This is a genomic window from Streptomyces sp. NPDC001020 (assembly GCF_053599115.1).
This window is the reverse complement of record NZ_JBSFLQ010000046.1, coordinates 23,043-49,499: the sequence shown is the minus strand read 5'-3', so window position 1 is coordinate 49,499 and position 26,457 is coordinate 23,043. Positions and strand designations below refer to the sequence as shown.

The 26,457-nt window shown below is 68.8% G+C and carries 32 protein-coding genes and 3 pseudogenes; 11 read left to right on the top strand and 24 right to left on the bottom strand.

Annotated features, from left to right (window positions below; translation table 11 throughout):
- Together ACWDEX_RS32015 and ACWDEX_RS32010 are read right to left on the bottom strand one after the other, a co-directional pair.
- Window positions 1–538, bottom strand: a 538-nt coding sequence (locus ACWDEX_RS32015; RefSeq protein WP_450467966.1) for a helix-turn-helix domain-containing protein, incomplete at its 3' end; no start/stop codon positions are given.
- Between the two features lie 73 nt (window positions 539–611).
- Window positions 612–716: pseudogene (locus tag ACWDEX_RS32010) on the bottom strand (DUF6207 family protein); the annotation flags it as partial.
- A 158-nt stretch (window positions 717–874) separates the two neighbouring features.
- Here ACWDEX_RS32010 and ACWDEX_RS32005 point away from each other — a divergent pair.
- A complete protein-coding gene (locus tag ACWDEX_RS32005; RefSeq protein ID WP_450467965.1) occupies window positions 875–1,084 on the top strand; it encodes a hypothetical protein in 210 nt (69 codons plus the stop codon).
- A gap of 289 nt (window positions 1,085–1,373) precedes the next feature.
- On the opposite strand, the pseudogene ACWDEX_RS32000 reads toward ACWDEX_RS32005, so the two are convergent.
- Window positions 1,374–1,439 (bottom strand): annotated as a pseudogene (locus tag ACWDEX_RS32000) (HNH endonuclease); the annotation flags it as partial.
- A 103-nt stretch (window positions 1,440–1,542) separates the two neighbouring features.
- A complete protein-coding gene (locus tag ACWDEX_RS31995; RefSeq protein ID WP_450467964.1) occupies window positions 1,543–2,217 on the bottom strand; it encodes an HAD family hydrolase in 675 nt (224 codons plus the stop codon).
- 105 nt (window positions 2,218–2,322) lie between these two features.
- Here ACWDEX_RS31995 and ACWDEX_RS31990 point away from each other — a divergent pair, with 105 nt between their 5' ends.
- The 7 genes from ACWDEX_RS31990 (at window position 2,323) to ACWDEX_RS31960 (ending at window position 7,084) form a co-directional block, all read left to right on the top strand.
- Entirely contained in the window at window positions 2,323–3,531 is a 1,209-nt protein-coding gene (locus ACWDEX_RS31990) for a helix-turn-helix domain-containing protein (RefSeq protein WP_450467963.1), read from the top strand.
- Between the two features lie 102 nt (window positions 3,532–3,633).
- Entirely contained in the window at window positions 3,634–4,023 is a 390-nt protein-coding gene (locus ACWDEX_RS31985; RefSeq protein ID WP_450467962.1) for a hypothetical protein, read from the top strand.
- Window positions 4,020–4,580 (top strand): hypothetical protein, encoded by a 561-nt coding sequence (locus ACWDEX_RS31980; RefSeq protein WP_450467961.1) that lies wholly within the window; start codon window positions 4,020–4,022, stop codon window positions 4,578–4,580. Before ACWDEX_RS31985 ends, ACWDEX_RS31980 begins: the two co-directional genes overlap by 4 nt.
- Window positions 4,573–5,085: an ATP-binding protein gene (locus ACWDEX_RS31975; protein WP_450467960.1), complete on the top strand. Its 513-nt coding sequence runs from the start codon at window positions 4,573–4,575 to the stop codon at window positions 5,083–5,085. Before ACWDEX_RS31980 ends, ACWDEX_RS31975 begins: the two co-directional genes overlap by 8 nt.
- 216 nt (window positions 5,086–5,301) lie before the next feature.
- A complete protein-coding gene (locus tag ACWDEX_RS31970; protein ID WP_450467959.1) occupies window positions 5,302–5,514 on the top strand; it encodes a hypothetical protein in 213 nt (70 codons plus the stop codon).
- 232 nt (window positions 5,515–5,746) lie between these two features.
- A complete protein-coding gene (locus tag ACWDEX_RS31965) occupies window positions 5,747–6,733 on the top strand; it encodes a DUF6302 family protein (protein WP_450467958.1) in 987 nt (328 codons plus the stop codon).
- A gap of 18 nt (window positions 6,734–6,751) precedes the next feature.
- Entirely contained in the window at window positions 6,752–7,084 is a 333-nt protein-coding gene (locus tag ACWDEX_RS31960) for a MazG-like family protein (RefSeq protein WP_450467957.1), read from the top strand.
- 5 nt (window positions 7,085–7,089) lie between these two features.
- Here the strand turns inward: ACWDEX_RS31960 and ACWDEX_RS31955 are convergent, their stop codons facing one another.
- Together ACWDEX_RS31955 and ACWDEX_RS31950 are read right to left on the bottom strand one after the other, a co-directional pair.
- Window positions 7,090–7,662, bottom strand: coding sequence for a coenzyme F420-0:L-glutamate ligase (locus ACWDEX_RS31955; RefSeq protein ID WP_450467956.1), 573 nt, complete (start codon window positions 7,660–7,662; stop codon window positions 7,090–7,092).
- Window positions 7,626–7,817, bottom strand: a complete 192-nt coding sequence (locus ACWDEX_RS31950) for a hypothetical protein (RefSeq protein ID WP_450467955.1) — start codon at window positions 7,815–7,817, stop codon at window positions 7,626–7,628. Before ACWDEX_RS31950 ends, ACWDEX_RS31955 begins: the two co-directional genes overlap by 37 nt.
- Before the next feature lie 300 nt (window positions 7,818–8,117).
- Here ACWDEX_RS31950 and ACWDEX_RS31945 point away from each other — a divergent pair, with 300 nt between their 5' ends.
- Window positions 8,118–8,708: a nucleotidyltransferase domain-containing protein gene (locus ACWDEX_RS31945; protein ID WP_450467954.1), complete on the top strand. Its 591-nt coding sequence runs from the start codon at window positions 8,118–8,120 to the stop codon at window positions 8,706–8,708.
- An 81-nt stretch (window positions 8,709–8,789) separates the two neighbouring features.
- Here the strand turns inward: ACWDEX_RS31945 and ACWDEX_RS31940 are convergent, their stop codons facing one another.
- The 13 genes from ACWDEX_RS31940 to ACWDEX_RS31880 all read right to left on the bottom strand — a co-directional run bounded on the left by ACWDEX_RS31940 (window position 8,790) and on the right by ACWDEX_RS31880 (window position 20,348).
- On the bottom strand, window positions 8,790–9,311 hold the full coding sequence (locus tag ACWDEX_RS31940) for an NUDIX hydrolase (RefSeq protein WP_450467953.1): 522 nt from the start codon (window positions 9,309–9,311) through the stop codon (window positions 8,790–8,792).
- Entirely contained in the window at window positions 9,308–9,796 is a 489-nt protein-coding gene (locus tag ACWDEX_RS31935; RefSeq protein WP_450467952.1) for an adenylyltransferase/cytidyltransferase family protein, read from the bottom strand. The genes ACWDEX_RS31940 and ACWDEX_RS31935 overlap by 4 nt, the downstream gene beginning before the upstream one ends.
- Complete coding sequence (locus tag ACWDEX_RS31930) at window positions 9,793–10,833, bottom strand: Gfo/Idh/MocA family protein (RefSeq protein ID WP_450467951.1); 1,041 nt, start codon at window positions 10,831–10,833, stop codon at window positions 9,793–9,795. The genes ACWDEX_RS31935 and ACWDEX_RS31930 overlap by 4 nt, the downstream gene beginning before the upstream one ends.
- Window positions 10,830–11,801, bottom strand: a complete 972-nt coding sequence (locus tag ACWDEX_RS31925; RefSeq protein WP_450467950.1) for a hypothetical protein — start codon at window positions 11,799–11,801, stop codon at window positions 10,830–10,832. Before ACWDEX_RS31925 ends, ACWDEX_RS31930 begins: the two co-directional genes overlap by 4 nt.
- A gap of 23 nt (window positions 11,802–11,824) precedes the next feature.
- Complete coding sequence (locus tag ACWDEX_RS31920) at window positions 11,825–13,381, bottom strand: hypothetical protein (RefSeq protein WP_450467949.1); 1,557 nt, start codon at window positions 13,379–13,381, stop codon at window positions 11,825–11,827.
- Window positions 13,378–14,763, bottom strand: a complete 1,386-nt coding sequence (locus ACWDEX_RS31915) for a nucleotidyltransferase family protein (RefSeq protein ID WP_450467948.1) — start codon at window positions 14,761–14,763, stop codon at window positions 13,378–13,380. Before ACWDEX_RS31915 ends, ACWDEX_RS31920 begins: the two co-directional genes overlap by 4 nt.
- Window positions 14,763–15,509 (bottom strand): class I SAM-dependent methyltransferase, encoded by a 747-nt coding sequence (locus ACWDEX_RS31910; protein ID WP_450467947.1) that lies wholly within the window; start codon window positions 15,507–15,509, stop codon window positions 14,763–14,765. Before ACWDEX_RS31910 ends, ACWDEX_RS31915 begins: the two co-directional genes overlap by 1 nt.
- Before the next feature lie 149 nt (window positions 15,510–15,658).
- Window positions 15,659–16,804 carry an aspartate aminotransferase family protein gene (locus ACWDEX_RS31905; RefSeq protein WP_450467946.1) on the bottom strand — a complete coding sequence of 382 codons (1,146 nt, stop codon included), beginning with the start codon at window positions 16,802–16,804 and terminating at the stop codon, window positions 15,659–15,661.
- Between the two features lie 514 nt (window positions 16,805–17,318).
- Window positions 17,319–17,909 (bottom strand): class I SAM-dependent methyltransferase, encoded by a 591-nt coding sequence (locus ACWDEX_RS31900; protein WP_450467945.1) that lies wholly within the window; start codon window positions 17,907–17,909, stop codon window positions 17,319–17,321.
- A gap of 11 nt (window positions 17,910–17,920) precedes the next feature.
- Window positions 17,921–18,049 (bottom strand): hypothetical protein, encoded by a 129-nt coding sequence (locus ACWDEX_RS31895; protein WP_450467944.1) that lies wholly within the window; start codon window positions 18,047–18,049, stop codon window positions 17,921–17,923.
- Complete coding sequence (locus tag ACWDEX_RS31890) at window positions 18,046–18,504, bottom strand: hypothetical protein (protein WP_450467943.1); 459 nt, start codon at window positions 18,502–18,504, stop codon at window positions 18,046–18,048. Before ACWDEX_RS31890 ends, ACWDEX_RS31895 begins: the two co-directional genes overlap by 4 nt.
- Window positions 18,505–18,530: 26 nt before the next feature.
- Complete coding sequence (locus ACWDEX_RS31885) at window positions 18,531–19,055, bottom strand: hypothetical protein (protein ID WP_450467942.1); 525 nt, start codon at window positions 19,053–19,055, stop codon at window positions 18,531–18,533.
- Between the two features lie 39 nt (window positions 19,056–19,094).
- Window positions 19,095–20,348, bottom strand: a complete 1,254-nt coding sequence (locus ACWDEX_RS31880) for a helix-turn-helix domain-containing protein (RefSeq protein WP_450467941.1) — start codon at window positions 20,346–20,348, stop codon at window positions 19,095–19,097.
- Between the two features lie 627 nt (window positions 20,349–20,975).
- Between ACWDEX_RS31880 and ACWDEX_RS31875 the strand changes: the two are divergent.
- A pseudogene (locus ACWDEX_RS31875) lies at window positions 20,976–21,647 on the top strand (IS701 family transposase); the annotation flags it as partial.
- Window positions 21,648–21,782: 135 nt separating this feature from the next.
- On the opposite strand, the gene ACWDEX_RS31870 reads toward ACWDEX_RS31875, so the two are convergent.
- From ACWDEX_RS31870 to ACWDEX_RS31860, 3 genes are all read right to left on the bottom strand, one after another.
- On the bottom strand, window positions 21,783–22,043 hold the full coding sequence (locus ACWDEX_RS31870) for a hypothetical protein (protein WP_450467940.1): 261 nt from the start codon (window positions 22,041–22,043) through the stop codon (window positions 21,783–21,785).
- Between the two features lie 28 nt (window positions 22,044–22,071).
- Window positions 22,072–23,007 (bottom strand): hypothetical protein, encoded by a 936-nt coding sequence (locus tag ACWDEX_RS31865; RefSeq protein WP_450467939.1) that lies wholly within the window; start codon window positions 23,005–23,007, stop codon window positions 22,072–22,074.
- A gap of 252 nt (window positions 23,008–23,259) precedes the next feature.
- Entirely contained in the window at window positions 23,260–24,414 is a 1,155-nt protein-coding gene (locus ACWDEX_RS31860) for a hypothetical protein (protein WP_450467968.1), read from the bottom strand.
- Between the two features lie 126 nt (window positions 24,415–24,540).
- Between ACWDEX_RS31860 and ACWDEX_RS31855 the strand changes: the two genes are divergently transcribed.
- The gene (locus ACWDEX_RS31855) at window positions 24,541–25,446 is read left to right on the top strand and encodes a hypothetical protein (RefSeq protein WP_450467938.1); all 906 of its coding nucleotides are present in this window, start codon (window positions 24,541–24,543) and stop codon (window positions 25,444–25,446) included.
- Between the two features lie 98 nt (window positions 25,447–25,544).
- Here the strand turns inward: ACWDEX_RS31855 and ACWDEX_RS31850 are convergent, their stop codons facing one another.
- A complete protein-coding gene (locus tag ACWDEX_RS31850; protein WP_450467937.1) occupies window positions 25,545–25,847 on the bottom strand; it encodes a hypothetical protein in 303 nt (100 codons plus the stop codon).
- Entirely contained in the window at window positions 25,844–26,404 is a 561-nt protein-coding gene (locus ACWDEX_RS31845) for a hypothetical protein (protein ID WP_450467936.1), read from the bottom strand. Before ACWDEX_RS31845 ends, ACWDEX_RS31850 begins: the two co-directional genes overlap by 4 nt.
- Window positions 26,405–26,457: the final 53 nt, after the last annotated feature.

Below are 26,457 nucleotides of genomic sequence, written 5' to 3'. Positions count from 1 at the left end.
CCTGCCCGTCGCTGAACGTGGTCGACTTGATGGTGTTCTGCCTGCGCTTGCCGGACACGAAGGCCCGGCGTCCGGGGCGTGACGCCTGCGGGCGCCGTACTTGGGTCTCGGCGCCGTCGAGCCTCAGCTCGACGCCCTCGGCTTCGGCGTAGGCGAACACGTCCTCCAGTGTCTTCAGCCGCACCCCGGGCCGGTCGGGCACGGCGAAGCCACGGGCTGCAAGCAATGGCCGTACTTGCCGAACGGCCTGGGAGACAGTGGAGCGGTCCACCTCGAACAACTCGGCGAGGACCTCGTGCGGCAGTTGGTGGCGCAGGATCACCAGGGTGATCAGCAGCCGGTCGAGGAAGACCAGCTTCGGCTTGCGTCCGGCCCCGGCCGCCCGTCGGCGTTGGCCACCGCGTGCCGTCCACAGTGCGGACTGCCGTGCGGCCTCCCACGGGCCGGCGAGCTCGGCAAACAACTCGCCGAAGTGTGCGCGGCAGACCCCGGACAGGGCAGGATGGGAGCAGGCCGTGCGGGCCCAGGTCAGCTTCACAACTCACCTAACCCGCACGGCCCTTCCCATGTCACGGCCGACCACCCCAGCCCGTATTTCCCCCGAGCTCGTTAGCGAGCGCGGCCTGGAAGGCGAACGCCGTCTCGTCATCGGCGGCAGCCACCTCCACCACGACCAGCCCCGGCTCTGCCACATGCGCGTCATTGATCGGCTCCATGCCAGGCAGTACGTACCAGCGCCCGCAGGGTTCTGCGATCGCGGGCGGGTTCACCCGACCGAGTTGACAGACCCGGGCCAAGTGAGGTGGGGGTGAGGCGACGGGCGCTCCACCGCTGTGCGCAGCTGACCCCGGCTGGCCCGGCCACCGCAACCCCGGTGCAGGAGCAGCCGGCTGCCGCGCAGGAGGGCTGGACGATGCGCCTGGCGGCCGAATGGGAGTGCGCGGTGCTGCTACCGGACCGCGACGGCGACTGGACCGCCGCGGTCGAGCACAGCCAGGCCGGGTCCGTCACCACGGGGGGAGTGACAGACCCGGCCTGCAACTACGCTGCCACACCTCTGGAATGCCACGCAGTGTCTTCTTGAAGGAGCCCTGGACGGCAGCAGTTTCGCCCTGGGCTGGTCAGGCAGGACCAGACCCCAACAGCTTGCCGACCAGTGCTCGCTCGCGGCAGTCGGCCCGGGTCAGGAGCAGACAGTGCGCTCTTCTCCGTGCCGGTGGTGTTCAAGCGAAGGTGTACTTCACGTGGGTGTAGTCCTTGGCGTAGGTGCGCCAGAACGCGGTATTCGAGGGCTTCCAGGCGTCGGGGCCGGAGTCGCCTTTGCTGCTGTTGGAGGACGAGGAGGCGATGACGAGCTGAGGGTCTTTGAGGTCGTTACCGAAGGCTTTGCGCCGGGTGGCAGTCCAGGTGTCGGCTCCGGAACGCCAGGCGTTGGCCAGAGGGACGACGTGGTCGATCGTCGCCTGGGAGACGACGGTGACGTTGGTGTTGTGTAGGCCGAGTACCAGCGGCCCGAGGTGGGCTGGCAGCCGAAGTCTCGTCCTACGTCGGGTTCGTGACGAGCTTGAGGAGGAGGGCAGTGTCGGTCAGGTCGTCGAGGACGACATCGGCGCCCGCCTCACGCAACTCGGCTGCGGAGGTCCGGCCAGTCGCGACAGCGATGACGCGTACGCCGTTCTCGCGCCCGCCTTCGACGTCCGCAGCAGTGTCACCGATCAGCACCGTCTGAGCCGCCACATGTGATGAGCGGGTGAGGGCGAGGTCGACGAGGGCGGGGCGGAGGTCCGCCTCCTCTCCGTATGCACCGGCGTTCCAGTCGATGTGCGTGTCGAGGCCGAAGACGTTGAGTTTGATCTCAGCGACCTTGCGGACGTTGCCCGTCACTACGGTCTGTCGCACGCCTGCTGTGGCGAGGGCGTCTAGGGCCACTGCCGCGCCGGGGAGCGCGGACCCGCGTTCCCTCAGCTCCCGAGCGTGTTGGACGTGCTGCTCGGCGAGGGCCTGGGCGAATCGCCCGAAGTCGGCTCGGCTCGTCGTGAGGCCGTGGAGCTTCGCGGTCTCCCGGAAGATGACGGCCTCTGTGATGCCATCGATCTTCGCTTGATCCCGCATGCGCTGACCAGTCACCTGCTCGAAGGCCGCCGCGGATAGTTCGCGCCCGACGCCGCGCGACTCGATGAGTGTGTGGTCGATGTCCCACAGAACCAGACGAGGCATACGTGCCGTCCCTCCCCGGGGTTTGATCACAACGTGTCCCCCGATAGTGGCGGAAGGTCCCGGCGGCGGGGCGGTTTCCCCTACGCTCGCGATACAGGAGGGCGCATGGTGGAACCGAAGCTGCCCATCGGGGCACGAATCAGGCACTACCGGAAGAAGCACGGTAACCGATCTCTGGCGGCCGTCGCGGGCTTGTGTGAGGTTTCCGAGCGGTACTTCTCGATGATCGAGAACGGGAAGCGCACGCCCTCACCCAAGCTCCTGACACGGATCGCCGCCGAGCTTGACGTCCCAGTTGGGGCGCTTTTATCCGACGAACCGCCCAGGAAGGCTCCGCCCTCGCTGACAACCGCACCGAAGGTCACTCGGGCGCTCATGGGGTACGGCTCGACTCGCAAAGACGCGGCTGCGGGCCCGACGGAGCTCCGGGAGCGCGTTGAAGCGGCGTGGCGAACCTGGCAGACCAGCGAGGAGCGGTTCACCGAAATCGAGACCGTGCTCCCGGCCCTCATCGAGGACGTAGAGCACTCCATCCGAGCGCACCGCACATCGAGCGACGCAACGGCACGGCGCGATGTCCTCCGTGCAGCGGCCGACCTGTACGGCCTGCTGCGCTCCTACTGCCGCCGATCGGGCCGCCTCGACCTCTCCCTCATGGTCGCCGACCGGGCCCGCCGCGCGGCGGAGGAGGCGGACGATCCGATCCGGCTCGCTGCGGCGCACTGGAACATAGGGCACTGCCTCCTCTCTCAGGACGACGGCGCGCAGGAAGCAGCGGAGGTCGCCCGCACCGCGATCGACGAACTCGGCACCGTGCCGGCGAGTACAGACACTGCGGCAATGCAAGGGGCGCTGGAACTCGTCCGCGTCGTAGCGGAAGCGCAGAACAAGAAGTGGTGGGAGGCCCGCGAGCGCCTCCTCCAGAAGGCAACTCCGCTCGGCAAGCGAGCTGGCGACTCCAACGTCATGTGGACCGTCTTCGGCCCGGTCAACATCCACCTGCACGCCCTCAGCATCGAAATGCTCGCCGGTCAGAGCGCAGAAGGGCTACGCCTGGCCGACGAGGTCGATATCTCCCGACTCCCCAGCCGTGAACGGCAGTTCACATTCACGCTCAACCTCGCACGCTGCTACGACCTCCGGCGAGACGACGCGGCTCTCCTCGTGCACCTCCTGGACCTGGAGAAGCTGAGTCTCGAGGACATGACACGCAGTTCCCTCGCGCTCGACATGGTGACGGGTCTCCTCCACCGTGTACGCCCGACCTACCGGCGGCAGGCGTCCAACCTCGCTGAACGCCTCGGCATCACGTGAACCCGAACTAGGAGTTCCCCCGAACTCTCAGTTCGGGTCGTTGGTCTGAATGCGGCATAGCTTCCTGCTCACCGCAGTCACCGACGAGATGAGACTCAGGTGTTGACAGAGCCGCTGCCCGTCTTCGCACGCTCGAAAGACGCCATAGCGCGCCAGGGGGGGGAGGCAATCAGGGTCGGCAGGTACTACGGCCTCCAGGCGCTCACTCAGCTGAATCCGCCTGGAACCGTCGCCGTGGATCCGGAAGGGCCCACACGCGCCGTCTACTTCTTTGTCGAGACGGGTGCGACCGCCGGCTGGCCCCCGATCCCGGCCGATGGACCGCTGGTTGTCACGAGGGACCTCAACCTTCCGCCCGCGAACCGTCGCAGGCCGCCTGGCGCGTACTGGCTTGTGCCTCCGCGGCGGGGAACGATCCAGCTCACGGACGCAGACACACTGCACCAGGCGCTGGCTGCCCTCCTCCCCGAGTGGACAAGAGGGCTGGAATGACCAAGACGCCCCTGCCAAGGACAGTGCACGGGTCCGCGGTGACGACCAGGCTCGAACGGCAGATGGCCTCCGGGCACTGGCTGTTGTCGTCGGCGCCATCGCTCCCGCAGGCGAAGACAGAGTGGGAAGAGAGAGGGGCGGCCTGGCTGCGGCCCGGCGTCCTGTTCTCCGCCGCAGCGATCCCGGCCGGCATCCTCCACGCGGCCGTGGGCCTCGACACTCCCCAGGAGTGCGCCGGCCCGCTCGCCGAAGCGCTGGAGTTCGGGCCACTGTTCTACAGCCCCTACGGCTTCAAGCACCAGGGCTCGTACACCGCGCTGCTCCCGGCCCGCGTTGCCCGACTGAGCAAGCCTCTGCCGTGGGTCGCGACGCTCCATCGGCGCGCCCTGTTCCTGGTCCCTTCGCCGGACATCACCGCACCCGTCGATGACGGCGGGCCATGGTGGGTGTCGCCACTCGACGGCCCCGGCCTCCTGTGCCCGCCGGAGCGTGTCGTCGCTCTGGCGGCCCTCGGCCGAGATGTCCTCGCCCGCTCGAAGGGTCGCCAGGATGCGTGAGACCACCGTCCGTATCCCGGCCGCCGCCCCGGTGCCGGCTCCCTCGGGGGCGGCTGAACGAAGCCCGATTGGTTCGCTCTTCATGGTCGAGACCGGAACGGGCACGCTGCCCGCTTACACCGAGACGCTGCCGAGAGTCCCGGAGTCCGCGCGCCATGCCCGGCGCCTGGTGGGCCTGGCGTTGGACGTCTGGGGCATGAGTGGTGTCCGGGACGTCGCCGAGGTCCTCGTCAGCGAGCTGCTGACGAATGCGGTGAAGCACGCGCGGCGCGACTCGGTCCGGGTGACCGTGACGCGACTGAGCCGCGAGCGGGTCCGGGTCGCCGTGGTGGACCTGTCGCGGAGACACCCGCGGCCCCGGGCCGCCAGCGCAAACGAGGAGTCCGGGCGGGGCCTGGAGATCGTGAAGGCGCTTAGCCGCGGGTGGTGGGGAGTCGACACTCTTTCGTTCGGGAAGCGCGTGTGGGCCGACGTGGCTCCCGAGGAGGAGACGGCCGGTGACTGAGCGCACCCGCCAAATCCTCTACGTGGTGACCCTCGCCGCGCTGCTCTGCGTCCTGGTCCTCGGCATCAGCAACGGATAGGGCGACGCCCCCGTTCTACTGCAGCCAGCCGTGCATCTGGCGTCTCAAAGCGCTGGTGAAAGCACACAACCGCCGTGGCGTCACCTCGGCCTGACGAACCCCGCTACACCCCTTCCCTTGATCCGGAAAGGATCGCCATGGACGCCCCCCAGCAGAGCAGCCCGCCCGTCCAGTACGTGTCCGTATCCCTGCGTGCCTTCGGGCTGCGCGCGCAGGCCGACGGACGTACCGGGCTGGCCGCCTGGCGGATCATCCGCAAGCGGCACCCGCTGCTCACGTGGCTGGCCGGGGCGTACGACGTGCTCCTCGTGGGCCTGGCCGTCGCCCTGGTGGTCCACCTCGTGCCCTGATCTATCCAGGTCCCTGTCTCCGGCCGGTCGTGGCACGACTGGCTCCCCGCTCACCGCCCGACGCTGCAACCTGGCGCAGCGTCCCGGCCGGAGGCAGGTAACACTTCCCGGGCAGTCCGTCGTGGGGGCCGATGGCCGCCCGGGACTCGAGGGCCCCGGCCCACCCCATGCTGCCGCCTGCCGGGGCCCTCGCCCCTCTCCCCGCTCGCAACGCCCCCACCGGGAGACTCCCTTGACTTCTCGACTGCTCAGCGTGGCCGTACGGCGACGCGTCAGTGTGCCCGTGGAAGTACGCCCGGCCGACTGGCGCGACGAGTGGGAAGCGTCCTGGCACCGGGCGCGGCTGGCCGCTCCAACGCTCATCACCGCCGGGCCCGTGGTCGTCGTGGACAGCATCGGCTACCTGGCCGTGCCGGTCGGCGGCCAGCGGCGCGGCGGGTACATCAGCGCCGACAACCGGACCACCACGCACCTCGTGCGTAACGCGCTCGCCGGACACCCCGGCTTCCCACGGGTCCGGGTGCACTGGTCGACACACCGCAGCGCGTGCCACGTCATCGAGTGGGGCGAGGACGTCCCGCCCGGTGACGACGACACGGTCCGGGGCCAGTTCTACGGCTACACCGCAGAGGCGATCGCCCGCTTCGCGGAGGAGATGGCCGCCCGGTGCCACCGGACGGCCCAAGACCCCTTCCAGCTCACATCACGCGCCGCCCTGGGCCGTACTGACGGCCGACACGCGGCGCTCCGACACAGTGGAGGAACGTTGACCGCCCGCACCCTCATCACGTCCGACCAGGCCACCTCGTGTTACTTCCGCACCTCCGTCGACCACCCGCACCGCAAGGCCCTCGTGCAGATCTGTGAACCCTGCAACGAGAGCTGCAAGCACTGCTTCGTCTCCGCGACGAAGCGCGGGGACTACATGCCCCTCGACCAGGTGCGGGAGCGGCTGGTGCCCCAGATGGCGGAAGCCCGCGTCAACCGCGTCACGCTCACCGGCGGCGAGCCGTTCATGCACGAGGACCTGGTCGAGGTAGCCGCCGCCTTCCATGACGCCGGCATGGGCGTCGGCATCTGCACGAACGCCACGATGGTCACGGACGAGCAGATCGCCGCCTTCGCCGCGATGGGCGCCCACATGAACGGGCGGCCGGCGGCGCCGCTCACCGTGACCGCCCCCGACCGGGCCGCCGATCTGGCGCCGGCACTGTTTTGACGATCGAGGAGGACCCTCATGGGAGACCGCACCTGGGAGCAGGTTGGCCGCCTGCGGAAGTGGCTGGACGACGAGGCCGAGCAGGCGGGGTCGGCCGATGTGCGGCTGCTTCGCGTGCTGAAGATTGGGGAGGAGTTCGGGGAGGTTGCCGAGGCCGTACATGGGGCGATGGGAGCCAACCCGAGGAAAGGTCACTCGCACGACTGGGCAGACGTACAGAAGGAGCTGTGCGACGTCATCGTGACCGCCATGGTCGCCCTGGACACCATCGCGCCGGACGCCCGTCGCGCCCTGGAAGAACGCCTCGATGCCCTGGTCGTTCGCGTGCTTCCCGAGCCGCAGGGGACCTGATCACGTCACGGACGGTGGTGGAGCATCGCGGCCACGCCCTCGCCGCTCGCCGTGTAGGCGATGCCGCGTAGGACGGCGACCGGAGCGCCACGGCCGCGCTGCCCGAGGATGATCCCGGCCGCCGCGGCGATCAGGTCGGTGAAGGTCTCCTCCTGCCGCTTGCCGCCGTGCTCGGTGGTCCGCAGCGGGGAGATTCCGGCGGCTCCCATAGAGATGACGGTGGCTCCGCGCCGGTCGGCGCGGCCGTCGGAATCTGCAATGACCACGGCCACGGTTGCGCCGGTGCAGGCGATCAGCGCGTCACGCAGCGCGCGGGCGGAGGCATCCGGGTCCTCCGGGAGGAGCCACGCACCCTCGCTGCCAGCGCGGTCGATCCCGGCGGAGGTGAACTGGTAGCCCAGGGTGTGCCGGGCGATGATCGGGCCGCGCTCCGTCGCCAGGAAGTGCGAGGTGGAATTGTCCAAGATGAGCTGCACGATCTCGGCGGGCTTGCCCGTCTTGGCGGACAGCTCCACGGCCTCGGGGCCAGGGGCGACGCTGGTCAGATCGACGTGCCGCTTCTCCGCATTGGAAACCACATCGAGGCGGCCACCACGACGTCGCCGTCCTTCAGCTCGAGGCCGGTACGAGTGAGGACGCTGGCGATGGTGCCTGCCAGGTCGTCGCCCATCTTCAGCTCAGGGAATGGTTCCAGAGCGAAAGCGGAGAAGCCGGAGGTCGGGGCAGCGGTCATTAGCGGGCTCCTGTGGAGGTGAGGACGGCGGTGTGCGCGGCGGCGAGCTGATCGGCTCGCTGTCCGCTGGGGAGCCAGGCTCGTTCTGGTAGCGGCCTCTGGGCGGATGAGAGGGAACGGGCATGCTGGAAGACGGTGTCGAGTCGTTGTACGGTCCCTGGAACGCTACGCTCGCCCCGGAGTCGACGCCGTCGCCCGACACGTTGCTGAGCACGACCCCGCCGCCCGCCGTCGGGGTTGATCACAGCGGCCTACGGCACGTTTCCGGCGTATTCCGGCTGTCCTCCTAGAAATCGTCAGATGTGGGGTCGAGCTAGCCTCTACCCTGATGCAGTGAGCGAGTATTCGATGTCAGCCAAGGATGTAGTCGTGCTTGTGGAGCGGCTCGACGCCCACGGCGTAGATGCGTGTGTTGGCGGCGGGTGGGGCGTGGATGCGCTGCTCGGGGAGCAGACGCGACCACATTCCGACCTCGATGTATGGGCGCCGGCCGCACATCTTGAGCGGTTGTTCCGCGCGTTCGCAGAGGTTGGTGTCGACCGGATCTTCCCGTGGCCGAACGACAGGCCGTGGAATTTCGTCCTGCACGACGGCAATCGGTTGCGAGTGGACTTGCACCTATATGAGCCCCTCGCCGACGGATCACTGCACTACGGATCCGTAGTGGATGGTGGCCCTTTCCCGGCTGAAGCACTTGCCGGACATGGATCGATCGCCGGCACGGCGGTGCGGTGCGAGTCGGCTGAGTGGGCTGTGCGTTGGCACACAGGATACGAGGCTCGTGATGTCGATCGCCACGATGTGCCCCGTCTGTGCCAGCGGTTCGGGATCCCGCTGCCTGAGGGCTTCGAGCCGCTCGAAGAGCCTCTACCGAGCGGTCCAAAGGCGTAGCTACGAGGCGACCTGTCGGTGTCTCCTCATATTCGACGCGGGATGCTCAGCCTCCTGAGCATCCCGCAGCAGCGGGTGGCATCACACCTCGTGCAGCGCGTCGAGGAAGGGCAGCCAGGTACAGGTCGCGCACCGTTGCCGGACCAGCGCAGGGGCTGCCCATCCAGCAGGCCCGCACTCCGAGTCCGGGGGTGGTTCCACCGGCGGACCGGCGTGTTCAGTCCGCGCGGTGAACATCAGCGCGTACGACACCGGGAACGGGTAGGGGTAGCTGGCAGGTGGCCTTTCGCGCAGCGTGAAGCGCTGCCACCCGAGCAGCATCAGTGCCTCGGCCGGTACGAGGAACCCGGTCTCTTCTGCGATCTCCCTCGCCGCGGCCTGCCGGGCGTCCTCGCCCGGGTCGGTGTGTCCACCAGGCACGTCCCAGCAGCGTCCGGGCAGGTTGACGTGCGTCAGCAACAGGTGGCCTCGGGCATCGGACACGAGGCCGAACGCCGCGGTGGTCAGGTACTCCGGCGGGTAGGAGTCCGCGCGAACCAGCTCCATCAGATGCGGCACCGGGATCCACGGGGCGCTGCCGGTGGCGATAACGGTCTCGGTCATTGGGACGCTCGCAGGGCGTCGACCAGTCCGGTCGTGGAGTACGACGTGATCCGGTCGATCGCGTGCACGTGTGCCGCGACCTCTTCGGAGGCCGCCACTTCGCTCGGGTACGCGGAGAGGCTTGCGCGCGCGGTGGCGAAGACCTGCGGACGCAGGAAGCGGATCTGACGGTCGGCGGTGGGCTCGTCGTAGAGGAACACCCGGTCGACGCACTTCAGAGCGCCCACGAGGGCGGCACGTTCGCGTTCGCCGACGAAGGGCCTGCTCGGGCCCTTGAGGCCCCGTACCGACAGGTCGCTGTTCACGCCGACGACCAGGAGGTCACCCAGTCGTCTCGCCTGCTCCAGGAAGGACAGGTGCCCCGCGTGCAGGAGGTCGAAGCAGCCGGTGGCGAGCACGGATCGGGCGGTGGGCCTGCAGCTGAGCCAGTCCCGGATTTCCTCGAGTGTCGCCGGGGCGGCGCTGTCGCCGGTCGGTGTCGTCATCGTCCGGCGCCCATGAGCAGGTCCCGTGCCGGCGTCAGGTCGACCCACCGGCCGTCGTCGGCCGCGGAGGCGTAGGCCGCATCGATCACCAGGGAGGTGGTCAGTGTCTCGGCCAGCAGCGCAGCCGCCTGCTCCGGATGCCGTGTCTTGATCAGGAAGTCGGCGAACATCGCGGCGAACCAATCGCTGTGCCGCGGGTCGTCGAAGTTGGACGGCAGGGCCGTACGGTGCGGCTTGCCGTTCAGGCTGTACTGGACGTCATCGTTCTCCACGGTGGCCCAGCCGCCGCTGCCGATGATCGAGTAGTAGCTGTTGCGGTAGCCGGCCGACCATGTCACATCCAGTTCGATCTGGACGTCGCCGTCGCACCGGATCATCAGCTTCGCGGTGTCCTCCGTGCCGGTGTGCCCGTCGTGGCGCATGGAACCGATCAGGCAGGACACGGCCAGCGGCGTGCGTCCGGTCAGGTGGGTCGCCAGGTACACGCTGTGCGGGCCGTGGTCGCGGAGAATCCCGCCGCCGGCGATGACCGGATCGCGCCGCCAGTGCGGGTTCCACTCGGGGACGCCGATGGCGTGGCCGCGGCGCAGGGTGCGGAAGCGGGCGCTCAGGACGTCGCCGAAGCCGGGGCTCTGCACGACCCGTTCCATCTCCGTCAAGATGGGCGCGAACTTGTAGTTGTGGCAGGGGTAGAAGACCTTGTCCGAGGCCGCGATCTGGTCGAGCACGCGGTCGTAGCGACCCTCGTGCGGCATCAGCACCGGCTTTTCGCACAGCACGTGCAGACCGTCGCGCAGCCCGAGTTCGATGTACTGGGCGTGGCTGGCGGGCGGTGTGCAGATGTCGACGAAGTCGACAGTCTCGTGGTCGATCATCTCCGCGTAGGTGGCGTATGCGCGCAGTCCGGCGCTGCGGGCGGCCTCTGCGCGGGCCGGGGTGGGGTCGACGACGGCGATCACGTCGATGCCCGCGGTGTTGCGGTATCCGATGGCGTGGCCGGTCGCGATGGTGCCGTAGCCGATGAGGGCGCCCCTCATGATGTACCTCCGTCAGAGAGCAGGTGCAGAAGCTGGTCGCGGTGTGCGGTGAGCTGGACGTCCGAGCGCACGCGGTAGGTGGGGCAGGTGTTGACGGCCGTGTGTAGCTGCGCGCGCATCCGTCCGTACTGCGCGGCGAAGGCGCGGTAGTCGCCGCCGCACAGGTCCAGCAGGTCCTCTTCGAGCCGGTAGACGTTGAGCCCGAAGGCGAACTGTTCGGCGACGCTGACCGCCTCGTCGGGGGTCAGCTGTTGCACGTCATGTTCGCCAGGGGCGCGGAAGTCGGCGATCCACACGGCGCGCAGCGGCACCGCGGCGCCCGCGTGGCGGGGGAAGGCGTCGTACGGGTCGACGAGGCGCTCGCTCGGGTCGAGGGCCGCAGCACTCGCCGTGCCGACCTGGTCCAGCCAGGGGCCGGGCCGCATCCGCATGGTGCTCGCGACTCCCTGGACGGCGCCGCCTGCGAGGATCACGTGTGAGTTGGTGATGAACGTCGCGTCGCCGTTTTGGCACAGCCCGGAGACCAGGACGGACTTGCCGGCGCCACCGCGGCCGACGATCAGCGTCGCCCCGTCGCCGACGGCGAGGGCGGCTGCTTTGAGGAAGAGTCCACCGGCGGTGACGGTGTGCCGCAGGAGCAGGTACTTCACGACGTACGGCCAGACCAGCCGCTCCAGGTGGTCGCCCACGAGCACGATCCGGTTGCCTGAGCTGGACATGTGCACCGGTGGACCGAAATGGTCGGTCACGTAGTAGCAGGAGGCGAAGTTGCGTGCGCGTGCCGTGGTATCGGCGGGCAGCCCGGGAACGGCGTCCGACAGGCACCACAGTTCCACGTCCGGCGCGGTGCCGTCGGGCATCCGGGCGGCTCGGCTGAAGTAGTGCAACGCAGGGAAGTCCGGCCGGTCACTGGCGATCCGCAGGGTGAGCGGGCCGATGCGGACGACCTGATCCGTGCAGACGGACACGGATGCAGGCAAGAGAGGTTGCGTCATCGGCCTGCCTTTCGCAGAGTCGTGCAGGTTGATCGGAAGCGGCCGGGATCCTGCCGGGCGGTGTCGAGGACGTCGATGCGATCCACCAGCGCGCGGATCGCCGCGTGCGGCGCGGTCACGGGCCCGGTGTCGTTGCCTGCGAGGAGCTCGGCGACCTCGGCGACGACGAATTGCCGTTCCGCCTCGTCCACCGCGTCGGCGAGGGCCTGGACCGCATCGTCGAAGCAGCCGTACCGGCGCCCTGAGATCAGGATCTCGGTGGTCTTGCGGTCGTAGTCGTCCGCGTCGCTGCGACCGGCACAGCTCAGGTAGTGCTCGACGCGGAAGTTGACCAGGCCCGGATAGCGGGGCTGCCCGGTGGTGGGGTCAAGGTCTGGCGATCGGACCTCCCAGATCTGCTGGTCGGCTCGGTTGTAGGTACCGAGGTCCGGGGCGGTGATGCCACGTCCGGCGAGAACCGCCGTCACCTCCGGGCGCGGCGGGAACGGCACCGGGCCGGGCGCGTCGACGTCCCATGTGTCGGGGTCCAGGTAGCCGTGCAGGCACGCGCGGACCTGCGCTTCCTCGCACAGGACCCCGAGTTCCTCGACTCCGACCTGACCGCGGCAGTAGGCGCCCCGATCCGCGTGCGGAACGGGGATGTCCTCGTTGGGGAGCTGTGTCTTCTCGAAGTCGACGAGATGGTGCACCCGGCCGTGCACGAGGACGTTGCGGGGACTCAGGTCGCCCCAGAGGATGCCGCGGTCGAGCAGGGCGTCCATCAAATCCCGGTAGTCGCGCAGCAGCGACGTGTGCTCGCCCGGCGCCAGCAGCATCGACTCGGCGGTCTCACCCGGAACCCACTGCCAGACGGCGTAGATATGCCCGGATGCGCCGTCCCGGACGGTCGCGAGCAGGGGCGCGAGCCGAAGGCGCCGGGCCCGGCCAAAGGTGATTGGGCCGGCGAGCCGGGAAGCGATGGCGCGGTAGGCGAACTGTTCCTGGGCGAACCGGCCAGGCTTGGCCGGGTTGGCACGTTTACTGACCACACGGGTGCCGTCGGGCAGACACCACGACTTGACGATGCCCTGACGCAGGCGCGCGTTCGGTCCGGGCACCTCGTGCTGGCTCTCCACGAAATCCGAGAAACCCGCGCCGAAGTCGTCCAGCAGGGCACCGACCATGCCCCGACGCTCGGGATCAGGTACGTAGGCCCGGGTGCGGTGGTCGGCCGCCGTCAGCACCTGCTCCAGGTCGCCCGTCAGGCTGACCTCCGCCGTGCCGGGGCGGGCGAACCGGCACCGCCCGATCTCGTGTTGCAGCCGGCCGCGCTCCTGACCGTTCTCAGTGGACGCCAGGCGTTCACACAGCCGGACGACGGCATCGGGCGAGTCCGGCCGCAGGTAGACCGCGACGAGGCGGCAGTCCCCAGTGACCTCGCGCAGCCGCGCTGCCACCGTGGCGGCGCCCGGCGGCAGCGCCGCCAGCCGCTCACCGATCAGGGCTTGGACGCCGGCCTCCACCCGGCCGGTCGGGTCCCAGGAGTATCCGGGAAGCTGAGTCGCGCTGATCATCGGCCACCCACCGGATCCGCCGACCGCCAGGTAGCGGGACGCAGCACGGCCGACAGCAGCGCTCCAGAGGCGTCCTGCTCGGCCACGCCGACCAGCACCTTGCCCCCCGCACGGGCGACGCGGTAGCGCAGCCGGACGCGCCGCCCGGAGAGCAGCTCACACGTGTCATGGCCGCCGACAGCGCTCAACTGCCCGTCGGACAGGACCCACTCCGTCCCGCTCGCTCCGAAGTCGACCCGCCCGCGCTCGGCCGCCGCACCGGTGCGCTCCGGCAGGCCGACCGTGACCGTCACCCGGTCGCCGTCGCAGCGGACCTCGACCGTCCAGGGCGGCGCCGGGCGGCCGGTGTCCAGCTCGATCCGGCTCCCGAGCACGGGGGCCACGGCGGCAAGGTCGAACCAGCCGGGCAGGAGCAGCGCCTCCTCATCGACCGGAAGCCGCGCCCAGAAGTCCCACCACAGGCAGCGGGGAAACGGGCCGGTGCCAGCCGGCACCGGCAGCGGATTCCTCCCGAGGAGCACGGTCGACGCCCAGCCCGCCCAGCGCACCGCGTCCCACGCGTCCAGGTCTGCGACCAGCGCGAGGAACCGCTGCGTATCGAAGGCCTCGTGCCGGACCAGGGCGCGAAGGTCGGCCAGCTCGGCCAGCTTCACGTAGGGCTTGGCGCGATGCGACAGCGACCACATGTTGGTGAAGTTCAAGAACGCGTGGGCGCACAGCACGATCGCCAGCAGGCAGGGGTCGGGCACCGCCACCCGACCCACCGTGACGGTGCCGCCCTCCACCAGCCGGCGGTGCCGGATCGCGTGCATCGAGGGAACACGGCGCGGCCGGTACCAGGGCGTCGCGTGCTCTGGGGGCGTGAGGTCCGCGTCGCGCACCGCGCCGTACCCAGGTACCGGCAGGTAGGCGTGCACGTCGATCTCGACGCCCTCACGGGTGAACTCGCCGAGTTCGTGGAGGAATGGTGCCCGGGTCCGCTCGTAGCCGAGCCGGGTCAACGTCTCGATCAGCGGCCCGCCGTCGGCACAGACCAGGTCGATGTCCCCGCAGCGCAGCAGATGCTTGTCACCGGTGAGCAGCCCGGTCGCGATCCCCTTCACCACAACCGGCGGCGGCTGCTCGCCGAGCGCTGCCACGATGCGGGCGACCGCACGCATGTGAGCCTCGGCAAGCGCCACGGTGTCGGCATGCATCACCACGACGGGCCCACCGAGTCGACGGCGTAGCCATTCCGGCCCCGTGGAAAGGCGACGCTCCAGACGGCCGCTGAGCGCGTGCTGCCCGACCAGATCGAGCAGCACACGATCGTCGAAGTCCTCGTCCTCCGGGATGGTGTCCGCACCGGCAGCCCACCGCAGGACCTGCGTGACGGCGCCCATCACAGCACCACGAACGCGGGGTACGGCGACTGAGGAAACCGCTGGACGCGGTGGCCGGCGAGGTCGACGGCGCCCTTCAGCGCGACGGTCTCACCGGGGAAGTCCGGGTGCGTCAGCTCGTCGAAGGCCAGGACACTGCCCGCAGGCATGTGCGGGCGCAGCAGCTCCAGGCACGCGCGCGTCGGATCGTGCAGGTCCATGTCGAAGTAGGCGAGCGCCACGATCGTCTGCGGGTTGCGCTCCAGGTAGGCGGCCAGTTGCTCCGGAGCGTCGCCCTTGCACAACTCGAACCGCTGGATGTGCGCCATCGGCGCCTCGGCCTCGTGCAGGCGCAAGACCTGCTCCAGGTAACTCTCGTAGCCGGGCGTCACGGCCATGCTCCCCGGGAAGACCCGGTCCGAGTCGCCGTCCTGGGGGGCCGGGTCGAGGAAACCGGTGAAGGTGTCGAACCCGACGATCTTCCTGAACATGTTGGTCGGCTCGTGGCGGGCCCGCAGCGCGCTGAACACGGACAGGTGGCGGCCCCAGCGGACACTGAACTCGACGATGATCCCGTGGACGCCGAGGATGTGCTGATAGAGCTGTTCGAGGGTGAGGATCTCGTTGATCCGCTGCGGCCGCATGAAGACTTCGAGGTGGTCGAGCAGCGCGTCATCGGGGATCGGTCGCTCGGCGAACAGCTCCATGAGCCGCTTTCTGGTCGCCTGCTCCGTGTCCGAGGGCGCGATCAGTCGGGGTGTCGTCACTCGTGGTCTCCTCAATGCTTCGGCCGATCTCGTCGGCGAGCTGGGAAGGGATCTGAGCCGCCGCCGACGGGCAACCGCCGGTGGGCAGGCGCGCGCCACGACGATGGCGCCGTGGCGCGAGCCCCAAGGGGAGGGGCCTGGCGTGTGGATCAGGCGGCTTGCGTCGCGAGCACGGCCAGCGCCTGGTCGCAGCCGTGCAGTGCGAACTCGATGTCCTCGCGGGTGTGTGCGGCGGACAGGAACCACTGGTGGCCCGGATGCAGCAGCACCCCGTGCTGCGCCGCCTCGGCGGCGAACGCCGTGCTCATCCCCTCGCGAACGACCGGATCGGGGTGGGTGAACTGCAAGAACGGCATCGGCGCGTACCCGACCACCCGAGCCGGCACACCATGCCGGTCGACGAGCGCCGACAGACCGGCCTGGAAGGCGGAACCGGCCTCCCAGATCCGCTCGGACGCGGAGGTCTCCCGCAGGATCCGGATCGTGGCGAGCGCCGCGGCCATCGGTGCCGGGTCCGCGTAGAACGTCGACGAGATCCGGGTCCGCGCCAGGCAGGACAGCACGTCGGCCCGCCCGACGACGGCGGAGATCGGATGCCCGTTCGCCATGGCCTTGCTGAACGTGCTGACGTCCGCCTGGACACCCAGGAGCCCCTGAGCACCGGACAGACCCAGCCGGAACCCTGAGCGCATCTCGTCGAGGACGAACAGCGCCCCGTGCTCGTGCGCGATGTCGCGGATCGTCTGCAAGTGGCCCTCGGGAGCCGTCTCGTCGCCGAACGGCATCATCAGCACACACGCCACCTGCCCGGGGTTACGGGCGAACGTCTCACGCAGCGAACTGAGATCGCTGTAGTCGAACATCAGCGTGTCGGCGCGGGTCGCCTCCGGAATGCCCGCCGGGATACCCGCCGCCCAGTCGTGCCAGCCGTTGTATCCCCAGCGGATCACCTTGTCGCGCCCGGTGAAGATCCGGGACAGCCGCACCGCCGTACTCGTCGCGTCGGACCCGGTCTTGAGCAGGTACGCCATCTCCGCGCCGGGCACCACCGAGGTCAGCAGGTCAGTGAGCTCGCCCTGGCGGCGGCTCCACAGCGGAGCGATGCAGTGGCCATTGCGCAGTTCAGCGAGCACCGCCTCGGTCACCCGCTCATCGGCGTGCCCGAGGACGACGGGCCCGTACCCGAGGTTGAAGTCGACGTACCGCCGCCCGTCCAGATCCCACAGGTAAGGCCCGGCAGCGCGACTGAAGTAGCGCGGGTAACGGGTCCGTCCGCTCGCGCACGGTCCGACCACGTCACCTCTGGTGGCCGCCCGCGCATCCGTACGAACACTCAGCGCGTGCCACCGAGCGTCGAGCACCAAGCCCCCGCCCGTGGCGGTCAACCTCCGCCCAGATCCGGGAGGGGAACCGTCCATCGGCGGGGTCTGCGCCGGGGGTGAAGAGGCCACGGCCTCGTAGGCGGCAGTCATCTCGTTTCCTCTCGGGGTGAAGCGCCGGGTCAGCGATGCCGCTGACCCGGCCAGATCGGCGGTACAGAACAGGGCGCGGGCAGGCTCATGGCGTGAGCGCCGGTGCCGGTATGGCGGGGGCTCCAGGAAGAGGTCGAGCGCAGCAGCGCACGCTGTCAGAGCACTCGGCGAGGTCTGAACGAACAACGTGATGTCGCGGGACGACGTGAGGAGTAGCTCGCTCTAAGTGCAGAGCGAGGCGCCGGATTTGCAGCCCGGCGGCGAGCGCCTCCCAGGACGCGTACAAGGGCGGGCCGGGTGGGGAGAGAGACACGCAAGTTGACCCCTTTCAAGCGCGTCACGGCTGCGGGCCGCGCAGAACGACGCACGTCACACTCCCGTCGTGGCAAAGCCGGTAGCGGTTCACGGCGCGGAAGCCGTCACCGAGGCGGTCCACGACGCCTTCGGGTAGCCCGCGAAACCTGGTGGACGGGGGCGTCTTCTCCCGCACTCGGGTCGTGATGTGCAGGACGCCTTCGGGCTTGAGCCAGCGGCGCACATCGACGAGGAAGAGTTCGCGGTCGAGGAACTCCAGCGTCAGCCTGCATGCCACCAGGTCCACGGAGCCGGGCTGAAGCGCCGGGTGAGTCGCAGAGTTGAAGTCGTGCTCGACGAACGCCAGGTGCTCCAGCCCACCGTGGAAGCGCCTGGCGTCCGCGATCGCGACGGGGGAAAGGTCGAAGCCGGTGACGTCCAGGCCCCAGACCGACATGTAGGCGGCCAGAGTGCCTCGGCCGCATCCATCGACCGCCCGCCAGCCGCACTTGGGGCTGACGAATGCGCGGAACATCTGTCGTTCGAACGGCGTCACCTCATCGAAGGCGCGTTTGTGCCGGTGCTCCGCGTCCCAGAACTCCGGGGTGCTGGTCTCGTACAGTGCCCTGGTCACCTGCGTTCCTTTCAGGGGGCTGATCCGTAGATCAGGAGCGAGACGACGAAGGCGCTCACGCACACGACGTAGAGGATCTGGGCGGTGATCTGCCGCCAGCCGATCTGCCGTTCGTCGAGCCATCGCAGTGGTGTTCTCACGTGGTGGCTTCGTGTCGGGCGAGGAGCAGCAGCGCGGGACGATGGCCGATCCAGTGGACCTGGTCCTCGTACTCGCTGTCGCAGGCGCTGATCGCGTCGCGGCTGATCACGGCGATGCCGTCGGCGAAGCCGGCCTGTAGCAGGCGCCGCGCTTCACGCCAGCCAAGCCGGTCCTTGAGAGCGTGCGGGCCCTGGCTGTCGCGCAGTTCGTGCCCGACGCAATGGCCGTGCCGTTTGACCATGCGGCTCACGAGGTCCAGTTCCTCGTCTACGTCGATGCCGGGCCGGGCCGACGCGTACGCGATGATGCGCCGCTGCCGCTCGTCTTTCGTCGGCGTGGCCAGAACGGCACGGTTGTACTCGTCGCGTAGCCGCTTCAGCCACTGCCCGGGATGGGGTTGCCGGCGCACCGTGTCCGGATCCAGCCGGAAGGACCGCGCATTGTCGGCGTCCATCCACGCTGTTCTGCGGTCCCAGTCGTTCACCGGGCTTCACCGCCCTGCGCGAGCGGGCCCGCAGTGAAGCAGACCCGTACACCGCGGTTCTTGAGCCACTGGAGCTCGTGGCGCCGCAACTCGGGGACGGTGTCCGGCGAGAGGTCTTCCGGCCCTCGCATGATCACCGTGCAGGCCAGTTCCTCCAGCACCAGTTGGCGGACCTGGCGCCAGCATCCACGGACGAGCGGCTCCGGATGCGAGGACGAGTCGACGATGGTCTCCAGGAGCAGCAGGCCCCACGTTTCCGCGAAGGCCCGCCCCTCCTTCTCTGCGTCCTGAGGAGGCTCTTGCGGCTGTGGCCGCACGTAGAGAATCGCGGCGGTGGCCGACTGTGCGGGCTTGATGCGCCGCCGGAGGGCCATCCACCCCTCGCCCCCACCCTCGGGGGAGAGTTCGTACATGGCGGTGCCCGTGTCCTCCGGTAACGCGATCACAACCCCGGGGAGTTGGCGACCGACGTCGAAGGCGAGATCACCGCGCCTGGGCGACCACGTGCGCACTTCCGTCATGTCACAGACGGTAGGGAGGCGACTACCGTCGAATATGAATCAGGCGAATAGCTCCTGGTCATCGAGGTGAAAACGACCGGACATGGCGCGCAACTTCTCCCGCACTGCCGCCCGTTCGGCATACACGATCTGGCGGAGCGTGGAGCGGCCGATGGGGTGGTTGCGTACCAGCTGGGGCGCCAGCTTCTCTGCTTCCCGGAGTTCGTTGAGTGCCTTGTCCCGATTGCCGTCCCACAGGTAGGCGCGCGCGAGGTCCATGCGGTGGTGTCCCTGACGGGAGTTGGGCAGGGAGGTGATCTGCTCCCGGTTGACCTGCTCGTTCAGCTGGAGCGCCTTCGTCTGGAGGCTCATCTCCAGGGCGACGCTGATGCCGTGGATGGTGACGTTGCCGGGGGAGAACGTCAGGGAGTGCCGGTCCTCGACCGGCTCGCCGTCCTCTGTCTCGGTGCGGTCGGATGCCTGGCGGGCGAGCGCGATCCGGTGCTCGGTCTCGGCCTCGTTGCCCGCGCGGGCGGCAGAGACAGCGGCGCGCAGCTGCAGGCTGCCCCACGCGCGCACGGCGAGGGGATCGCCGCTCTCGTACAGCGCCTCGATGCTGTGAAGTGCCTTGTCAGACAGGGCGATCGCATCGTCCCAGCCGGCGGTCGCCCACATGTCCCACACGCGCATCCAGTCCGCAACCGCGGGCAGGACCGGGTCTCCGGACAGGCAGGCCGCCCACGACGCCCGCTCGCAGGCAGTAGCGATCAGCTCGGGGTGTCCGAGGGTGTGAGCGGCGGTGTGGGCGAACTTGCAGCACACCGCGTAGAGCCCGAACGCCTCCTCCTGCTCGTGGCCCGTCGAACGGTCCGCGAGAGCGTGAACCTCGCGCAGTAGGTCGGGCAGGCTGCGCACGATCGCCGTGTTCGCCGCCGCGTCTCGCAGCCGGTGCAGCCGCTTCATGTCCTCCCACAGCTCTGTCGAGGACCGCGGTGTGCCATCGAATACGGGCGTGAGGTCGTAGCGGCGCAGCTCCCGCAGGATCGACGCGGCAGCCGCCTGCCACTGATTGTCCGGGGCAGCACCCACGTAGGGGCGGCCGATCAGGTCGTTGGGGTGGCAGTGCAGCGCGCCAGCGATGCTGTTGATCAGTGCGGCGCGGTCTAGCTCGATGCGGCCTTTCTCGACCCTCGACACCCAGCCCTGGGTTTTGTGGACAGCGGCTGCCAGATCCGCCTGTGTCATTCCGAGGCTGAGGCGACGTCGCTTGATCCGGCGTCCGATGGCCTCTTGTTCATCCAGCTCGTGCGGCATACTCGGTACGTCCTGTTCCGTGGAATTGAGCCTCCATCGGAACGGTACCCACGGCGTCCGTGCCGCGAGAGTGCAACGGCCTGCAAATGCACAGGCGCAGGCCGTTGCACTCTCGGCGTGAAGGGGGCGTCAGGTAGCGGCGAGGCATGCTGGCTGGCCCGCCTGATCCAGACGCTCGTGCCGTTCGGACGGCCCTGACGGGTGGGAGGGGCCCCTGCCGTGCCCGCCCGGCATAGGGGAGCCGGAGGAGGGGCAGCTTTCCGCCAACATGGCGGCTGATACGAGATCCTGGACTCTGGGGGCGGGTTTCCGCAGGCAGGAGCGGCAATGCGGTGGCGTTCCCTCGCGGTGTTCCCACGGGAACACGGAGGCGGGCCGAGAAGGCTTGAGGCGGGCTGAACCGGGCTGAGACGGTCCGAACCGGCGGGAGTCCGTGCAGGTCGGAGAGAAACCGCAGGTCGGAGCGCTGCGTGAAACGGTGTCGCGACCATATCCCGGCTATGCCGTGTGCATGCATGATGACCTGGGGAAGTCTTCAATCTGTGGCTGATTCACGCGAGTTAGTACTGCAACGAAACTCCGTGACTCGATGTGGTCGCCGTCGTTGATCGTTTCGTGGTGGACGAGATAGCTGATGGTTGGTCAGGTCTGTTCGGTGACTTCGTGGCGCGGTTCGCGGGACGGTTCGGGCGGGTGGAGCCGAGGCGGCGGATGGTGTCCTACCTGCGGGGACTACTCAGCGAGGCGGAACGGAAGAACGGCTGGACCCTGGCCGAGGCCGCTGGCGACGACGGCCCCCAGGGGATGCAGCGGCTGCTGAACCACTACCGGTGGGACGCCGATGCCCTGCGGGACGATGTCCGCGACGCGGTCGTGGAGCAGATTGGCGATCCCGACCGGGGAATTCTGATCCTCGACGAGACGGGTTTCCTGAAGAAGGGCATCAAGTCGGCGGGGGTGGCCCGGCAGTACTCAGGGACGGCCGGCCGGGTCGAGAATTCTCAGATCGGAGTGTTCCTGGCCTACGGATCCGACCGGGGGCGGGCGCTGATCGACCGTGAGCTGTATCTCCCGAAGGGCTGGGTGTCGGACCGCGAACGGTGCCGGGCTGCCGGCATCGGCGACGATATCGAGTTCGCCACCAAGCCGGACATGGGCCTGCGCATGCTGAAACGCGCCGTGGAATCGGGGATCCCGTTTGGGTGGGTGACCGCCGATGAGGTCTACAGCCAGACGAGCCGGATCCGGCTGTGGCTGGAAGAACACGACATCCCCCATGTCCTCGCGGTCCCGAAATCGCAGGTGTCGTTGCAGTACTAAGTGGCCGTCGCTGCCAGGAACGCGTGGGCGGGTATGGTGAGGGCGATGTGTGTGTATAGCGGCGGACCTTGTACTGGTCCAAGTCGCACTCATTCTTCGCTCTGGCTCCGGCTGTTACAGCGTGGGCAGTGGACTGGGCTGGTCGTTGATGCCGAGGAGGAGTACGTGGTGGCCGACGGTCTCTGTGGTGCCGTCGGTGACTTTCTCGATGTCGAGGCGTAGCCGGATGCGTCCGATGCCTTCGCCGTTGGCCGCGAGGTCGTGTTCCAGCTGGTCGTCGATTGCGTCGAGGGCGGCTTCGGCCGCGGCGTAGTCGGGCAGGTCGGCCGTGAGGAGCTGGCGGGTGGTGGTGTCGCGGACCTGGTAGCTGGGCATCGGGTTGGTCCTTCGGCTGGTGGGGTGGTCAGCTGGTGGGGTCGGTGAGCCGGGTGCGTGCTGCGTTGACCGCGCGGGACCAGACGTCGGGGCTGCCTGCGTGTTCGCGGGCGAGCATGGCGGCGAGGCCGCGGATGTCGCCGTGCTCGCGCAGGGCGGCTAGTGCGATGTCTGTGCGCTGTTGGGCGGCTTGTGAGCGGGGCGGTGTGGGTGCGGGGTGGTTGTTGCGGGCGTTGCGTACGGCGTACTCCCAGGACCTTTGCGGCCCGCCGTACTGGATGCTGAGCTGTGCGGCCAGGCCCGGGTGGTAGCCGTCGCGGTCGATCGCCTTGGCGGCGTACTGCTCGGCGAGCTGCGTGGCCGTGAGCGGCTCATCGCCGGCGTGGGCGCTCAGCTCGGCCGCGAGGGCCTCCTCGAGGGCGGAGGGCCGGCCGACGGCCGCGTCGGCCTGGGGCCCAGGACGGCGGCCGGCCTTGCCGAGCTTGTCCCCGGTGCGCTTGCGGTCGAAGTCCTGCAGGTCGCCGACGCGGAAACCAGGGATCATGCGGCCGGTCGGGCCCTCGACCGGCTCAGCGAGAGGCTTCGGGAAGTAGTCGGGGTTGTCCTTCAGGTACTTGCGGATGGCCGAGGACCCGTTGAAACCCAGCCACTTGGCGGCCGTGTTGATGGAGACGACGTTCTCCGGGTCGGTCTGGTACAGCTCGGGGTCGGCCTTGAGGACCTTGCTCGCCTTGTCCTGCTGGAACCAGGTGTAGAAGTCGCGGAACTGCTGCTCGTCGTAGAAGTCGGTCCCGTCGATGCGCTCCTTCTCTGGATGACGGTGCTCCTCCGGCTGCTCGAGGCGCACCTTGTACCAGCGGGCCGCGGTGCCGACGCTGGCGCCGGTGAACTCGCGGATCCAGTCGCGGTTGACCACGGCGCGGTCGCCGACGACGCGACGCTGCGGGTTCAGGGCCTTGGACATTGCACTCTCCGGTTCGGATCGCGGCCCTATACTGAGGGCCTGCTCCTCTTTGTTCCTCCGGCGCTCACGCGCTGGCGGGCGAGTCGAGTTGGTGAAGGTGGTCGGCGGGACGTTCGGTCGGGGTTGCCGCCCTGGGTCGACACCCTCGTGAGAGGGTGCCTTCCGCCGCCCACCGCTTTTGCCGCTAGGTTCGCGTAATCAATATGACGCTCTTGGTGGGTGGCTGTCAATCTCGCCGGCACCCAGAGCACGTCAGGGCCGGCTGCAGCGATGCGCGGCCCACTCCCGTTCGAAGTGCGGCACCTTCTTGTCCCGGACCTGGAACGGGGCGGTGACCATCAGCTCTTCCACGGTCGGAAGGGCCGGCCCGCGCTGTTGGACCCACGCCCGCACCCGCCCGTAGCGCTCGTCGACGTCGACTGGGACGCTGTGCCGCTCCGAGACGCTCTGCAGCCTCCGGCCGAGAGCGGATGCCCGACCCACGTCGACCCGCTCCACCGAGCGCATCGCCCGCCCGCGCCGAGTCGGGTCCGCCTTCGCGACGGGCAGGATCCGCCGCACGTGGTACAGCGCCCATGGGCAGGCGAGCTCCTCCTCGAACGCGGCGAGCACGGGCCGGTCGACGGCCCGGCCAGGGTCGAACTGCTCCAGCAGACTGCGCCGGCCGAACAGCCTCGCCTGCGGGTTGAGGCTGACCGAGGTGTACTCCAGGCGCAGCACCCGTCCCGCGATGTCCGGATGGGCGCGCATCCGGTCCAGGTTCGCGTCCATGGCCCCCATCGACACCGGGAAACAACAGAAGCTGCAGTAACTCTTCTCCCACCGCACCCCGAACCGCTCGTACAGGAACGCTTCGCACCGCTCGCGCCCCCACCCCCAGACGATCAATGGATACACGCCCTGACGCAGCGGGTTCTTGCTTGCGGCCGCGTCCCGGCGACTGCGGCTGACCTCGTCGGCGTTGAACCCCATCACCTGCCTAAGCGGCCGGTCGCCGATCTCCTGGGCGATCAGCGCGTCACCGACCTCGCCTTTGGCATGCAAGCTGCAGAGCCGAATACCGCCCTGCTGGGGAACGGTGCCGTTGGACTCGTACTCGTCCGACAGCGCCCAGGGCCCGCGCTCGATGATCCGCTCGGGCTGGCGGGAGTCGTCCATGACCGCGATCTCCAACGAGCGGCTGGCCCGGGCGACTTGAACGATCCGGACCCGGTGCTCGCGCAGGAGCGGCAGCACGTAATGAGAGGCGTGGGCGCGGGTGGCCGGCCACTCGTCCCCGGTGAGCTCGTGCAGCACCATGGTGCGGGCCAGATCGACTCCGTGGGCGGACAGGTCCTCCAGCACCTTCACCAAGTACGCGGTCGAGTCGACGCCCAGGCCTCTGTCACCTATTCGGCACTGTTGCATCGACACCGTCCGCTGCCCCGGGCAGGGTGCCAAGACGTCAGAGTCGACGTGATGGTCCGCCCTCGGGGTTGTCAGCATGCTGGCAGGATGGAGCTTGGTCGCGTATGACGTGGATGAGGGGCGTGGATGGCAGCGGAGAGCATCACCGAGACCGTCCTGGCGATCATGGGCGACAAGCCGCGCGAGCGGACTGCATTCTCGGCGCTCATCACGGCCTTGCGCGATGAGGGACACCAAGCCGACCTGCTGGGCAGTCCCGAGCGTCAAAGCGATCTCTACCCGTTCGTTCCACCGATTCCGGTCGATGCGGAGATAGCCATCGCCGGTGTCGCTGGCTTTGTTGATCACACAGTGCTCCCGGCACCACAGGAGAACAAGCAGCGGGTGGCGACGCAGGATGCGGTGGCGCATGGCCTCATTGAGCGGTTGACGGGTCTCGCGGCCAGAGCGCCCGGCGGCGGTCTCATCGTGTCTGTCGGCGCTGGCCCATGGATGGGCGCGAAGCCGAAAGAGCGCGACCGGCTGTATGCCCGAGTAGTGGCCATGGCCACCAAGGCAGTAGAGCGGGGGAAGCCGTTCGTCGATATGCGACAGCTGCCGCGTGGGCCGTTCCCCGTTCCCACGATCGGCTTCTGGGACTGTCCCGACGAGCGCCGCGTGATCGTTTCCTTTGACGACATCACCGTTGGTTGGTCCGGACACTGGGCACCAGATGGCCGGTGGCGTGTGACGCTCCGTGAGATGCGAGGCAGTGTGGGACGCGCGATCGAGGGGAAACTTACGAAGCAGCTCGCGGGTGTGCGTGCAGTGGCGCAGAGCAAGCCGATTGGGTTGCTCATCGACAGCAGGCCGATGCTCAGTCCTGGGAAAGGGAAACCGGAGCCTGTAATGGACTTCCCACCAGACGTCGTCCGCGCACTGGTGAGTGAGATCGCGGCGGACTGGCCAGGGGTGCTGACGAAGGCGTGGCTCCTTTCGCCAACCTATGGTGTGGTCGCTGTTTATGGTGATGGGGTCGGCTGCGGCTGGTGAGCTGCTAGGGCAGTCTTCGGACGTTCGAGGGCAGCGACCGCGAGCCGCGAAGGTCGGCGAGCTCGGTCGTGAGAGCGTGGATGACTTGGGCATAGATCTCATTTCGCTTTGGTGAGTTCGTTGACTTGCTGGCGTAGCCGTTGGTTGGCGGATTCGAGTTCGTCGGCTCTGGCCTGGGTGCTTTGGAATGCAGCGGGAATTCCGTTCACGGCTTCCCGTGCGTCTTCGAATTCCTTGCGGAGGTCAGGGTGTTTGTGGGTGAGGACCCAGCGTTTGACTCCGGCCTCGGCGGCGAGCTGGACGACGGTGAGGGCTCCGGTGGAGCGGGTTGGTGTGCCGGCGAGGAGACGCCGTGCTGCTGTTCGGATGGCGTCGCGTTCGGCTGTGCGGTCGGTGCTCACGGTCGGTGCTCCTGGTGGTTGGCGATGATCCGCTGGAGTCGGGTGAGTTCGTGTTGTTCGCGTGCGTGGCGCATGGGCGGGGCGAGCGGGTCGTCGACGAGGGCCTGCAGGTCATTGGCGTGCGTGCGGAGGAACTCGATGTCGCGGTCGGTGCGCGCGATGTTCACGCACGAGGGTTTGCAGTCGTCGAGGTCGGGGGTGCGGCGGTTGCTGCGTTCGTCGGTGCCCAGCCGGCAGGCAGCGCGGGCTGGGTCGAGGACACAGGTCATGCCCTTGGCGGGGAAGATCTGCAGGTCGGGGTTGGTGAGCAGGGTGTGGGCCTCGCGGGTGGTGCGCAGGATGCGGCCGGCGAACTTGGCGGAGGCGGCGACGCGGTGACGGTAGGTGTCGGCGGCGGGGCCGCTGACGTGTTCGCCGTCCTGGAGGCGTTCGTGGGCGTCGGCGAGGTCTTCGAGGCGGGCGAGCCATTCCTCGAAGGCCAGGTCGTCGGGGAAACCGGAGGCGTAGTTGCCTAATGGTGGAGTCGGGTATTGGAACCCTCGGAATGCCCCGGTCACGATCTTCCTCTCCGGCTGACTGCTCTGCACTTCACCCGGAAGAGTTGTGCGAG

Excerpts from the sequence above, each read along its gene's own strand:
- ACWDEX_RS31970 (WP_450467959.1), top strand. The coding sequence starts at position 5,302 with ATGGACGCCCCCCAGCAGAGCAGCCCGCCCGTCCAGTACGTGTCCGTA.
- ACWDEX_RS31860 (WP_450467968.1), bottom strand. The coding sequence starts at position 24,414 with ATGCAACAGTGCCGAATAGGTGACAGAGGCCTGGGCGTCGACTCGACC.
- ACWDEX_RS31995 (WP_450467964.1), bottom strand. The coding sequence starts at position 2,217 with ATGCCTCGTCTGGTTCTGTGGGACATCGACCACACACTCATCGAGTCG.
- ACWDEX_RS31865 (WP_450467939.1), bottom strand. The coding sequence starts at position 23,007 with ATGTCCAAGGCCCTGAACCCGCAGCGTCGCGTCGTCGGCGACCGCGCC.
- ACWDEX_RS31890 (WP_450467943.1), bottom strand. The coding sequence starts at position 18,504 with ATGGACGCCGACAATGCGCGGTCCTTCCGGCTGGATCCGGACACGGTG.
- ACWDEX_RS31975 (WP_450467960.1), top strand. The coding sequence starts at position 4,573 with ATGCGTGAGACCACCGTCCGTATCCCGGCCGCCGCCCCGGTGCCGGCT.
- ACWDEX_RS31935 (WP_450467952.1), bottom strand. The coding sequence starts at position 9,796 with ATGACGACACCGACCGGCGACAGCGCCGCCCCGGCGACACTCGAGGAA.
- ACWDEX_RS31950 (WP_450467955.1), bottom strand. The coding sequence starts at position 7,817 with ATGACCGCTGCCCCGACCTCCGGCTTCTCCGCTTTCGCTCTGGAACCA.
- ACWDEX_RS31870 (WP_450467940.1), bottom strand. The coding sequence starts at position 22,043 with ATGCCCAGCTACCAGGTCCGCGACACCACCACCCGCCAGCTCCTCACG.
- ACWDEX_RS31945 (WP_450467954.1), top strand. The coding sequence starts at position 8,118 with ATGTGGGGTCGAGCTAGCCTCTACCCTGATGCAGTGAGCGAGTATTCG.
- ACWDEX_RS31980 (WP_450467961.1), top strand. The coding sequence starts at position 4,020 with ATGACCAAGACGCCCCTGCCAAGGACAGTGCACGGGTCCGCGGTGACG.
- ACWDEX_RS31855 (WP_450467938.1), top strand. The coding sequence starts at position 24,541 with ATGGCAGCGGAGAGCATCACCGAGACCGTCCTGGCGATCATGGGCGAC.
- ACWDEX_RS31990 (WP_450467963.1), top strand. The coding sequence starts at position 2,323 with ATGGTGGAACCGAAGCTGCCCATCGGGGCACGAATCAGGCACTACCGG.
- ACWDEX_RS31940 (WP_450467953.1), bottom strand. The coding sequence starts at position 9,311 with ATGACCGAGACCGTTATCGCCACCGGCAGCGCCCCGTGGATCCCGGTG.
- ACWDEX_RS31915 (WP_450467948.1), bottom strand. The coding sequence starts at position 14,763 with ATGGGCGCCGTCACGCAGGTCCTGCGGTGGGCTGCCGGTGCGGACACC.
- ACWDEX_RS31885 (WP_450467942.1), bottom strand. The coding sequence starts at position 19,055 with ATGACGGAAGTGCGCACGTGGTCGCCCAGGCGCGGTGATCTCGCCTTC.
- ACWDEX_RS31920 (WP_450467949.1), bottom strand. The coding sequence starts at position 13,381 with ATGATCAGCGCGACTCAGCTTCCCGGATACTCCTGGGACCCGACCGGC.
- ACWDEX_RS31960 (WP_450467957.1), top strand. The coding sequence starts at position 6,752 with ATGGGAGACCGCACCTGGGAGCAGGTTGGCCGCCTGCGGAAGTGGCTG.
- ACWDEX_RS31880 (WP_450467941.1), bottom strand. The coding sequence starts at position 20,348 with ATGCCGCACGAGCTGGATGAACAAGAGGCCATCGGACGCCGGATCAAG.
- ACWDEX_RS31930 (WP_450467951.1), bottom strand. The coding sequence starts at position 10,833 with ATGAGGGGCGCCCTCATCGGCTACGGCACCATCGCGACCGGCCACGCC.